Consider the following 11,163-nt stretch of genomic DNA (forward strand, 5'->3'; position numbering starts at 1 on the left):
CCGCCGAACTCCCCACGGCGGAGCCCGAGGAGGAGCACCTGGACGACCTGCTGGCCGAACTCGCCACCCTGGTCGGCCTGGAGCGGGTCAAGCACGACGTCCACTCGATGGTGAAGCTGATGCAGGCCGTCCGGCTGCGCGAGGAGGCCGGCCTGCCCGCGCCGCCGCTCAGCCGCCACCTCGTCTTCGCCGGCAACCCCGGGACCGGCAAGACCACCGTCGCCCGCCTCTACGGCCGCCTGCTCAAGGCCCTCGGCCTGCTGCGCCGCGGCCACCTGGTCGAGGTCGACCGCAGCGCGCTGGTCGGCGAGTACGTCGGCCACACCGGCCCGCGCACGGCGGCGGCCTTCAACCGGGCGCTCGGCGGCGTCCTGTTCATCGACGAGGCCTACTCGCTCGTCCCCGAGTCCGGCGGGCACGACTTCGGCCTGGAGGCGGTGGCGACCCTGGTCAAGCTGATGGAGGACCATCGCGACGACGTCGTGGTGATCGCCGCCGGCTATCCGGCGGACATGGCGCGCTTCATCGGCTCCAACCCCGGGCTCTCCTCCCGCTTCACCCGCACCCTGCTCTTCGAGGACTACTCCGCCGCCGACCTGGTGGCCATCGTCGAGCACCAGGCGCGCGAGCACCGCTACGCGCTGACCGGTCCGGCGCGCCTGCGCCTGCTCCGGCACTTCGAGACGCTCCCGCGCGGCGCCGGTTTCGGCAACGGCCGCTCGGCCCGGCAGACCTTCCAGGAGATGACCGAACGCCAGGCCCAGCGGATGGCCGAGGCCGTCACCCCCACCCCCGACCAGCTCTCCACGCTCGAACCCGCGGACCTCCCCGCCTCCTCTGGCATTCCGACGTGACCCCAGTAACATGAGCAGTCCTCATATTTCTGTCCGAGGAGGCTGCCATGCCGGATCGTCTCGACCTGCCCGCGGGATTCCGCTGGGGTGCCGCCACCGCCGCCTACCAGATCGAGGGGGCGGTGGCGGAGGACGGCCGCGGCCCCTCGATCTGGGACACCTTCGCCGCCCGCCCCGGCGCGGTCCGCGACGGCCACACGGGTGCGGTGGCCTGCGACCACTACCACCGGTACCCCGAGGACATCGCGCTGATGAAGGACCTCGGGCTGGACGGCTACCGCTTCTCGATCGCCTGGCCCCGCGTCCAGCCCACCGGCGCGAGCCCCTTCAACCCCGCCGGACTCGCCTTCTACGACCGCCTGGTCGACGCCCTCCTCGAAGCCGGCATCACCCCGCTGCCCACCCTCTTCCACTGGGACCTCCCGCAGGCCCTGGAGGACGCCGACGGCTGGCTGAACCGCGACACCGCGTACCGGTTCGCCGACTACACCGCCCTCGTCGCCGACCGCCTCGGCGACCGCGTCCCCGCCTGGATCACCCTCAACGAACCCTTCGTGCACATGGTCTACGGCTACGCCCTCGGCATCCACGCCCCCGGCCGCGCCCTGATGCTCGACGCCCTCCCGGTCGCCCACCACCAGCTCCTCGCCCACGGCCTCGCCGCCGCCCTGCTCCACGAGCGCGGCCTCGACGTCCTCGTCTCCAACAACCTCACGCCCGTACAGGCCGCCTCGTCCTCGGACGCCGACCTGGCCGCCGCCGAGGCCTACGACACCCTCCACAACCGCCTGTTCACCGACCCGCTCCTCCTCGGCCGCTACCCCGACCTCACCGCCTTCGGCACCGGCCCCGACCTCCGCGGCGCCGTCCGCCCCGGCGACCTCGACCTCATCTCCGCCACCCCCCTCACCGGCCTCGGCGTCAACTACTACAACCCCACCCGCATCGCGGCCCCCACCGACCCGGGCCTCCCCTTCGACTTCGTCGAGATCCCCGACGTCCCCCGCACCGCCTTCGACTGGCCGATCGTCCCCGACGGCCTGCGCGAACTCCTGGTGGGCCTCCGCGACCGCTACGGCGCCGCCCTCCCGCCCGTCACCGTCACCGAGAACGGCTGCTCCACCACCGAGGGCCTCGACGACCCCACCCGCGTCTCCTACCTCGCCACCCACCTCGACGCCCTCGCCGCCGCCGTGGCGGAAGGAGTCGACGTCCGCGGCTACTACACCTGGTCCCTGCTCGACAACTTCGAATGGGCCGAGGGCTACCACCAGCGCTTCGGCCTCGTCCACGTCGACTTCGAGACCCAGCAGCGCACCCCGAGGGCCTCGTACGCCTGGTACCGCGACCTGATCGCGGCGCACCGGGCTTACCGTTCAAGGTAGTCGGTCTCCAGTGACCAAGGCCGGATGGCCTTTCGGCAACTGCTGAGAGGCCATCCGGAGAGTGGGCACCGTCCGAATCGGACACACCGTCAAATCCGTAGGGGCTTCAAGGCCTTCGTGTCCGCGTCACGAAGGCGTCTCCACGGTGCGGTCGAACCTGGCCAGCGCGGATCGGGAGGGTTCACCGCCGGTGGCCTCCGCCCGGCGCGCCTCGGCGAGGACGTCGGCGGCGGTGAGCCTGCCGGCCCCGGCGCGGAACCGGTCCAGCAGGTGCTCGGCGTCGGCCAGCAGCTCCTGCTCTGTGCGCGGGCGGTGATTGAGCGGCATCCCATCCAGCAGGAGGCGCTCCAATGCCGCATACAGATCGGACCGGCCGACCTCCCGGACCGTGAACGACAGGTGCACGGACAGCTCGTCCTGCTCTCCGACCGCCTCGTGTGCGTATCCGCGCGGGACGTAGAGCACCTCGCCCTCGCGCACGACCTCCGTCAGCAGCGCCGGGCCCACGTTGCCGGCCCGGCCCGGCGACCAGGCGGTGTCGCGCGGTCCGTCGTAGACCTTCCAGCGCTTGCCGCCCCGGATCTGCACCAGCAGCACGTCGGCGTCGTCGCGGTGTACGGGCAGGCCCTGCTCGCCGGGCGGGGTCGCGAACAGGAACGCCTCGACGCGGTGCCCGAGCTCCCGTTCGAGCAGCGCGGCGGCCTCGCGGGTGCCCACGTGCCAGTGCTCCACATTGCGCAGCAGCAGAGTCACGCCGTCGTCCATCATGCGCCTGATGCCCTCGGCATCCGCGAAGCCCTCGGCGAGCACGTTGTTCACCGTTCGCGCCTTCGTGTAGTCGCCTGCGTCGATCGGTGTGGACTTGCGCACCATTTCCACGTAGGGCACGCGCAGCAGTCCCGAATCGATCGCGTCGTCGACCTCCTGCAGGCTGATCGGGCCCGTCGAGTCGGGCGCCTGCTCCTGTCGCTCCCGCGGCCTGAACACCGCCGGAGCGGTGCGCCAGTGTTTCGCGTAGAAGTCCGAGACGTCGCCGACCAGGCTCGGCAGTACTTCCCGACTCGTCATCGTCTTCCTCCCTGTCCGGCCGGTGGGGGGTCGGCCCACCCGCCCGTCGCCGTTCAGCCCACCCGCCCGTTGCCGTTCAGCTCGGCGAGCGCGGCGGCGTCGAGCTCGACGTTCAGGGCACCGAGCGCGATCGCGGCCTCGGCCGGGTCGCGGGGCCCGATGATGGGGAAGGCCGCCGGGTGCGCCAGTACGTAGGCGAGGGCGACGTTGATCGTCTCGGTGCCGAGCCGCGCGGCCAGCTGCCGGGCGCGCTCGCGGCGGCCGCGGTTGGTCGGGGTGTCCCAGCAGCGCACCATGTTCGGGTCGAGCAGGCCGGGGTCGACGCTGGAGAAGAACCCGCGGGCCTGGCTGGACCAGGGGATCAGCGCCACGTCGTTCCGGGCGAACCAGGCGAGGTCGTCCTCGTCGGCTGCGATGCACCCCGGGTACAGCGGCTCGGCCATCTCCGCCAGCGCGAAGTGGTTGCTCACCGCGGCGAAGCCCTGTCCGCCCGTGGAACGCGCGTACGCGGTGGCCTCCTCGACGCGGGCCCGTCGCCAGTTGGAACCGCCGTAGGCGCCGATTCGGCCGGCGCGCACCTCGGCCTCCAACGCGTCCACCCATTCGCCGACCGGGATCTGCTCGTCGTCGCGGTGCAGCAGGTACACGTCCACACGCGTGACGCCCAGGCGCTCCAGGGAGATCGAGAGCTCTTCGGCGATCGTCTCGGGCGTGCACTTCGGCGGGTGCGCCCCCTTGGCGCCAGCCACGTGCCGAGGACCTCCTCGCACACGCCGCCGCCGTAGGCGAAGGCCGTGTCCAGGAGATTGCCGCCCTGCCCGAAGAAGTGCTCCAGCAGGGGTGCGGCCTTCTCGTACGTCCGCATGCCGGACGTGCCGAGCGTGATGCGCGAGACCTCGCGGTCCACGCCGGCGATCTTCCCGTACTTCATCGTCATCGCTGCGTCCCTCTCATCGGTTCTCGGCGCTCAGGGCGACCTGTTCGAGCACGGACCGGCTGGGCAGGTTCGCCATCACCTGCCGGACCTTGGCCCGCGCGAGCTCTCGGTGTTCTTCGTACGCGTCCGCCGCGATCGCGACCGACGCCTGTGTGTACAGGTTGTTGAGGACCGCGCACAGGTACCCGGAGAAACACGACAGGTCCCCGACACGGCCGGGGCCGCCGGCCCGTGCGTACGCGGCCGCCGTGGCGGCGACGCGGTCCGTCCGCGCCCGGTCGTCGGGCGCGTGCCAGGTCATCAGGGCCGCGGCGAGCTCATGGTCGGCCGAGCCCGGTCCGGCGTTGTCCCAGTCGACGAGCACGAACCCGCCGGTGCGCTCGCGCATCACGTTCGCGGGCGTGAGATCGAGGTGGCACATGATCAGGGCGTCCCGGTCCAGGGGGACGACGAGCTCGGACAGCTCCCCGACTGCGGGCATCAGCCGTTCGAGCCCGTCGGCCCACTCGACGCGCTGTGCGCGCAGCGCGTCGAGCAGCTCCTGCCACTGATCCGCGGCCGGCACGCGCTCGAACCTGCTGTCCGGCGCACCGGCGCCCGCGTCCCGCAGACGCAGCCGGTGCAGCCGGGCCAGGCTGTCGCCGAGCCAGTCCGCGGCGTGCTCGGTGGCATGGTCCGCAGGAGTCAGGGGCCTGCCGTCGATCCAGCTGTAGAGCCGGACGTAGACGTTCCCGAGTTCCGGGGGAAGCCGGCACAGGTAGTCGCCGTCCACGGTGGGCAGGCTCTGCGGGCACCCGACCCCGGCGGCCCGCGCCGCCGTCTCGAACCGGACCCGGCCACGGGTCTCCTGCTCGTCCTGGTCGTCGTCCCAGAACAGCTCCTTGAGCGCGTACCGGGTGCCGACGGCCGCCAGCTCCCAGATCCGGCCGCACAGCCCGCGGGCCGTCGGCTCCGCGGTGAGCGCGGTGTCGGCCAGCCCGAACCTTTCCCCCACGTAGGCCGCGGTGGCCGATGTGGGGGCGAACGCCTGCGGGGCGCTCATCGGCCCATCCGGCGCAGCTCGGCCGTCATCGACCGCACCGTCGGGAAGTCGAACACCGTGTCCACGCTGATCTCGCGGCCCAGCTTCGCCCGGACCCTGGACACCAGGCGCATGGCCAGCAGGGAGTGCCCGCCGATCTCGAAGAAGTCGTCGCCCGGTCCCACGGCGGCGCCGCCGAGTACCTCCGACCAGAGCGCGGCCACCTCCTGCTCGGGCCCGGTCAGTGGGGCGCGGTCGGCCGGGTCCGCGGACCCGGCCGACGGGCCGGGCTCCGGCAGCGCCGCCCGGTCCAGCTTGCCGCTCGGTGACAAGGGCAGCTGATCCAGGTCGACGAGTGCCTGCGGCACCATGTAGGCGGGCAGCGCGGCCGCGAGGTGCTCGGTCAGTTCGGCGGAGGTCACGGAGGCGTCGGCCTTGACGACGTAGCCGATCAGTCCGGCCGGGTCGCCCTTCGGCTCGACGGCGCAATCCGCCACGGCCGGGTGGGCGAGCAGCACCTGCTCGATCTCGGTCGGCTCGATCCGGTAGCCCCGCAGCTTCAGCTGCCGGTCCGCGCGATGCAGGAACTCGAGCCCACCGTCGGTCCGCAACCGCACCACGTCGCCGGTCCGATAGAACCGGCCGTCCTCGCCGGGCAGGGCGGTGAAGCGCTCCTCGGTGAGTGCGGCGGAGGTGTAGCCGTCGGCGACGCCGGTACCGCCCAGGTAGAGCTGGCCCGGCAGACCCGGCGGCACCGGCCGAAGCCGGTCGTCGAGGACCCGGGCCAAGGTGTTGGCCAGCGGCGTGCCGATCGGTACCGGCGACTCGCCGCCGTCGAGCCGGTGCGCCGTCGACCAGATGGAGGTCTCGGTGGGGCCGTACAGGTTCCAGCAGACGGCGGCCCGTTCGACCAGCTCCGCCGCCAGGTCTGCGGGCATCGCCTCCCCGCCGCACAGCGCGGTGAACCGGTTGGCCGGCCACCACTTCGCGGCCACGAGCATGCGCCAGGTCAGCGGCGTCGCCTGCATCACCGTGGCCGAGTGCCGGGCCAGCAGGCCGACCAGCGCCTCCCCGTCCGAGGTCGACCTCTCGTCGGCGATGACCACCTGGCCGCCGGAGACGAGCGGGAGCAGCAGTTCCAGCAGCGAGATGTCGAAGGCCAGCGTGGTCACGGCCAGCAGCGTGTCGGCCTCGGTGAAGCCGATCCGGTCTCGCATCGAGGCCAGGAGTCCGGCCAGCGCGCGCCGCGGCACTCGCACGCCCTTGGGCCGGCCGGTCGAGCCCGAGGTGTAGAGCACGTACGCCTCGCCCCCAGGGTCGGCGACGTACTCGGGAGCCGGTCCGGGTTCGCCGTTGACGAACTCCCGGTGACGGCCGGGGAAGCGGCCGCCGATCTCCGGAGTGGTCACGATGACCTTGACGTCGGCGTCGTCGAGCATGTACTCGTTCCGAGCCGCGGGGTGCCGGTGGTCCAGCGGCACGAAGGCGGCGCCGGTCAGCAGCACGCCCAGCAGTGCGACCACGGCGGTGACGGAGCGGTCGACGCACAGGCCGACCCGGTCGCCGGGGCCGATGCCGAGCGCGGCCAGCCGGCCGGCCAGCCCGCCGGCCCGGGCCTGGAGTTCGGCGTAGGTCAGCGTCCGCCCGCTCGCCGTGACCGCCGGGGCGTCCGGGCGCGCGGCGACCTGGCGCGCGATGAGCGCGACGACGTCGTCCTCGACCGGGAAGTCCCGCGCGGTTCCGTTCGAGGCGGCGATGGCCGTGCGGTCCTCGGGCACGAGCATGTCCAGGGCGTCGACCGGCGTGCCCGGATCGTCCACCGCCGAGGTCAGCAGCCGCAGGTAGTGGTCGACCATGCGCTGCGCCGCGTCCTGGTCGATCAGGTCGGTGTTGAACTCCCACATCAGGGCGAGCTTCTCCCGCTCGCCCGGGTCGCCCGTCCGGCGCAGCTGCTCGGCCCGGGGGATGACGACGATGTTGAGGTCGAACTTGGCAGGTCGAACTTGGCGCTGCCGTTGTTGTGCTCGACCAGCGTGCCCCGCGCCCCCGGCCAGTCGAACGACGGCACCGGCGAGTCGTGGAAGCTGAAGCAGGTCTGCACCAGCGCGTTCCGGCTCGATTCGCGCGGCAGGTCCAACGAGCGAACGACGTCTTCGAAGGGGGCCTCGCCGTGCGCCAGTGCCTCCAGCACGGCGTCGCGGGTCTGGCCGAGCAGCTCGCGGAAGGACAGGTCCTCGTCCAACCGAAGCCGCATGCCGACCATGTTGACCAGCATGCCGAGCAGGTTCTCGGTCTCCGGGCCGTCGCGGTTGGCCAGCCAGGAGCCGATGGTCAGGTCGCGGGCCCCGCTGTAACGGTTCATCAGCACGGCGAACCCGGCGAACATGACGACGAACAGCGACACGCCCTCGGCCCGCCCGCACTCGCGCAGCCGGGCGTAGAGGTCGTCGGGCACCGCGACCCGGATCGCCGTGCCGCGGAAGGTCTGCTTGGGCGGGCGCGGTCGGCTCACGGCCAGGTCGAAGGTGCCGGCGCCGGCCAGCCGGTTCGTCCAGTACGGAAGCACCTGCCCGCGCCGGTCGGCGTAGTGCTCCCGCTGCCAGGCGGCGTAGTCGGCGAACTGGACCGGCAGGTCGGCGAGGTCGGGTTCGCGCCCGTCCGCCCACGCCGAGTAGAGCTCGCCGATCTCCCGCCAGAACACCGAGACCGACCAGCCGTCGTGCACCAGGTGGTGCTCGGTCGTGACCAGGGCCCAGTCGTCCTGCGCCAGCCGGATCAGGGTCCATACGGCCAGTGGGCCGGTGGCGAGGTCGAAGTCGCGGTCGAACTCGGCGCGGAGCGCCGCGGTCAGCGCCGCTTCGCGGTCGGCGTCCGGGACGCCGTGCAGATCGCGCTCGTGCAGCGGCACCTCGGCCGGAGCGTGTACCACCTGGATCGGGCCGTTCTCGGTGAGGTGGAAGGTGGTGCGCAGGATCTCGTGCCGCCGGGTGACCTCGGTCAGGGCCCGCTGGACGAGGTCCGGCCGGATCTCGCCGCGGAAGCGGATGACGCACTGGAAGTGGTAGGCGCGGTTGCCCCCGGCCAGCTGGTCGAGGAACATCACCTGTTCCTGGCCGAACGAGACCGGTGCTGCACCGGTGCCGGCGCGCGGAGCCAGCCTCGGCTCTGCGGCCTCGCGCACGGTGGGCAGGTCCGCGAGCGCCTCGGCCATCCCGGCGATCGTGCCCCGCCGGAGCGGCAGGCCCAGGGGGACGTCGAGCCCGAGCCGCCGACGCAGCCGCGTGACGAACTGTACGGACAGCAGCGAGTTGCCGCCGAGCTCGAAGAAGTCGGCTGAGCGGTCGGCGACCGGGCGGCCGAGCAGTTCGGTGAGGATGTCCGCGAGCTGCTGCTCGGTACCGGGCCGCGGCGGCTCGGCGTCCGGGCCGGTCCGCGCGGAGGCCGTCGCGGTGAGCGCGGCCCGGTCGACCTTCCCGTTCGCGGTCAGCGGGAGTTCCGCGACCACGTGGATCCGCTGCGGAACGAGGTGGCCGGGCAGCCGTACGGCGAGCTCGGCGGTGATCGCCGCCTCGTCGGGCACGGCGTGCGGGCCGGGGGTGACGAAGGCGACGACGCGGTCGCGGGCCGTCTTGGGGCCGAGCGCGACGGCGACCGCCTGGTCGACGTCCGTGGCGCCGCGCAGCGCGGCCTCGATCTCGCCGAGCTCGACCCGGAATCCGTGGATCTTGACTTGCAGGTCGCTTCGCCCGAGGAGCTCCAGCGTGCCGTCGGGGCGGACCCGGGCCCGGTCACCGGTGCGGTACATGCGCACGCCGAGCTCGGGGTGCCGGACGAAGGCGGCCTCGGTCTGCCGCGGGTCGTCCCAGTAACCCCGGGCGAGGCCGGTGCCGGTGACGCAGAGCTCGCCGGCGGTCCCGGCCGGGACCGGCGCGAGCGAGTCGTCGAGCAGGAGGCAGCCCTCGCCCGGCAGCGGGTCGCCGTAGGGGATGCTGGTCCAGGACGGGTCGACGTCGCCGATCTCGTAGATGAGGGAGTTGATCGACGTCTCGGTTGCGCCGCCCATGCTCACCACGCGGGCCGCAGGGTACCGGTTGCGCACCCGGTCCGGCAGGCTCACCGGGATCCAGTCGCCGCTGAGCATCGCGAGGCGCAGCGGCCCGGGGGCCGGCGTGCCGGATTCGCCCAGCCAGGACACGAGCATCTCCAACAGCGCCGGCACCGTGTGCCAGAGGCTGACCCCGTGTCGCTCCATGAGCTCGGCCCAGTGCGCCGGGTCGCCCGCACGCTCCGGGCCCGGTACGACGACCGCGCCGCCGGCGGCCAGCGGGCCGAAGATCTCGTAGACCGACAGGTCGAAGCTGAGCGAGGTCAGCGCGAGGGACCGGTCCCGTGGCCCGACGCCGAAGCGCCGGTTGATCTCCAGCACGGTGTCCGCGACGCCGCCGTGCTCCACCATCACGCCCTTGGGCGTGCCGGTCGAGCCCGACGTGAACATGACGTAGGCCAGGCTGTCCCGGGTGCCCGCGGCCGGTCCGGTCGGCGCGGGGGCGATGCCCTCCAGGGTGGAGACGGCCGCGTCCGCGGGCCAGGCCACGGACGTCAGCAGCGAGGCCTGTGTGAGCACGTGGGAGCAGCGGCCGAGCTCGACCAGCTGCCGGAGCCGGGCTTCGGGCAGGTCGGCGGACAGCGGCAGGTAGGCCGCCCCCGCCTTCAGGACGCCCAGTACCGCGACGATCTGCTCCCAGCCCTTGTCCAGGGCCACGGCGACCAGTTCTTCGGGACGCACCGATCCGCGCAGCCGTTCGGCCACAGCCTCGGCCAGGCCGTCCAGCTCGGCGTAGCTGAGCGTGCGGTGTGACGTGATCACCGCCGGCGCCTGCGGGTCGCGCCGCGCCGCCGCGGCGACGAGTTCGTGCAGTGTCATCGGTCTTCTCGTTTCTCGTTCGGGAACTCAGGGGTTCTCACGGGCCGGGTCGGCGATCCGGTGAAGGCCGCTCGGCACGGCCTCGGGCTCGACACCGAAGTCGACAGGGAAGAGGCTGATGTCCACAGGATCTCCGTACGAGGTTCCAGGGCGTGTTGGCAAAGTCGCGTCGGACCCGGTGGGACTTTGCCAACACCCCCTAGGCCGACGCACCCGAGTAGCGCCGCAGACCGCGCCGCCACAGGAACCGGGTGAAGGCGAGGCCGGCGGCGGCGAACGCGGCCAACGCGGCCGGGCCCGTCCCGGTCGCCCGGGAGGTGAGGACTTCGGCGGGCAACGTGACGGCCAGGCCGATCGGGATCAGGACCGTGAGTCCGATCCGCATCCACCCGGGGTAGAGGCCGACCGGCCAGCGTGCCGCCTGGAACAGGCCCGAGAACAGTTCGGCGACGTTGTCCAGCTTCACGAACCAGAACGCGCTGATGGCGATCGACATCAGGAAGCTGTAGATCAGCGCGGCCCCGCACAGCAGCGTGACGGCGAAGACCGGGACCGCCGACAGGCCCACGCCGCCGGAGCGCACCGCACCGGTCGCCGTCGTGGCCAGGCCGATCACCACGTCCAGCCCCTGCCACACCTGCGACGAGCGCACGCTGACGGCCATCAGGGCACCGGCGGGCTTGAGCAGCACCGCGTCGAGGGTGCCCTCCTGGATGTCCGTCAACAAGGCCAGTGCGTTGGGCATCACCAGCATCCGGGTGAAGCCGCTGAGCGTGGTGTAGACGCCGGCCAGGACCACCAGCTGGTCCAGGTCCCAGCCGTCCAGCCGCTGGACCTGGCGGAAGACCAGAGCCAGTGTGATCACCACGGTGCCCAGGGACAGCACGGAGGTGACGACGCGTAGAAGGAAGTTCGCCCGGTACTGCATCTCGTTGAGCAGCAGCAGGCGCAGGTACAGCGCGGCCAGGCGCATG

7 protein-coding genes and 1 pseudogene are annotated in these 11,163 nt (G+C 72.5%); 2 read left to right on the forward strand and 6 right to left on the reverse strand.

Annotated elements, in window-relative coordinates; translation table 11 throughout:
• Both VR45_RS12195 and VR45_RS12200 read left to right on the forward strand, forming a co-directional pair.
• The coding region (locus VR45_RS12195; RefSeq protein WP_045939729.1) for an AAA family ATPase at nucleotides 1-854 on the forward strand (854 nt) is incomplete at its 5' end.
• 47 nt (nucleotides 855-901) lie between these two features.
• A complete protein-coding gene (locus tag VR45_RS12200) occupies nucleotides 902-2,239 on the forward strand; it encodes a GH1 family beta-glucosidase (RefSeq protein WP_045939730.1) in 1,338 nt (445 codons plus the stop codon).
• A gap of 126 nt (nucleotides 2,240-2,365) precedes the next feature.
• Here the strand turns inward: VR45_RS12200 and VR45_RS12205 are convergent, their stop codons facing one another.
• From VR45_RS12205 to VR45_RS12230, 6 genes and pseudogenes are all read right to left on the reverse strand, one after another.
• A complete protein-coding gene (locus VR45_RS12205; RefSeq protein ID WP_052709027.1) occupies nucleotides 2,366-3,307 on the reverse strand; it encodes a cupin domain-containing protein in 942 nt (313 codons plus the stop codon).
• A gap of 53 nt (nucleotides 3,308-3,360) precedes the next feature.
• Nucleotides 3,361-4,244, reverse strand: a pseudogene (locus VR45_RS12210) (aldo/keto reductase).
• A 13-nt stretch (nucleotides 4,245-4,257) separates the two neighbouring features.
• Nucleotides 4,258-5,286 carry a phosphotransferase gene (locus VR45_RS12215; protein WP_045939731.1) on the reverse strand — a complete coding sequence of 343 codons (1,029 nt, stop codon included), beginning with the start codon at nucleotides 5,284-5,286 and terminating at the stop codon, nucleotides 4,258-4,260.
• Nucleotides 5,283-7,169, reverse strand: a complete 1,887-nt coding sequence (locus tag VR45_RS12220) for an amino acid adenylation domain-containing protein (protein WP_052709029.1) — start codon at nucleotides 7,167-7,169, stop codon at nucleotides 5,283-5,285. Before VR45_RS12220 ends, VR45_RS12215 begins: the two co-directional genes overlap by 4 nt.
• Nucleotides 7,169-10,189: a non-ribosomal peptide synthetase gene (locus VR45_RS12225; protein WP_045939732.1), complete on the reverse strand. Its 3,021-nt coding sequence runs from the start codon at nucleotides 10,187-10,189 to the stop codon at nucleotides 7,169-7,171. Before VR45_RS12225 ends, VR45_RS12220 begins: the two co-directional genes overlap by 1 nt.
• A gap of 199 nt (nucleotides 10,190-10,388) precedes the next feature.
• The gene (locus VR45_RS12230; protein ID WP_045939733.1) at nucleotides 10,389-11,162 is read right to left on the reverse strand and encodes an ABC-2 family transporter protein; all 774 of its coding nucleotides are present in this window, start codon (nucleotides 11,160-11,162) and stop codon (nucleotides 10,389-10,391) included.
• Nucleotide 11,163 lies beyond the last annotated feature (1 nt).

This window comes from Streptomyces sp. NRRL S-495 (assembly GCF_000966955.1).
Classification (GTDB): domain Bacteria; phylum Actinomycetota; class Actinomycetes; order Streptomycetales; family Streptomycetaceae; genus Kitasatospora; species Kitasatospora purpeofusca.

Coding starts and splice junctions, on each gene's coding strand:
- VR45_RS12205 (WP_052709027.1), bottom strand. CDS start 3,307: ATGACGAGTCGGGAAGTACTGCCGAGCCTGGTCGGCGACGTCTCGGAC.
- VR45_RS12230 (WP_045939733.1), bottom strand. CDS start 11,162: ATGCGCCTGGCCGCGCTGTACCTGCGCCTGCTGCTGCTCAACGAGATG.
- VR45_RS12215 (WP_045939731.1), bottom strand. CDS start 5,286: ATGAGCGCCCCGCAGGCGTTCGCCCCCACATCGGCCACCGCGGCCTAC.
- VR45_RS12225 (WP_045939732.1), bottom strand. CDS start 10,189: ATGACACTGCACGAACTCGTCGCCGCGGCGGCGCGGCGCGACCCGCAG.
- VR45_RS12200 (WP_045939730.1), top strand. CDS start 902: ATGCCGGATCGTCTCGACCTGCCCGCGGGATTCCGCTGGGGTGCCGCC.
- VR45_RS12220 (WP_052709029.1), bottom strand. CDS start 7,169: ATGTGGGAGTTCAACACCGACCTGATCGACCAGGACGCGGCGCAGCGC.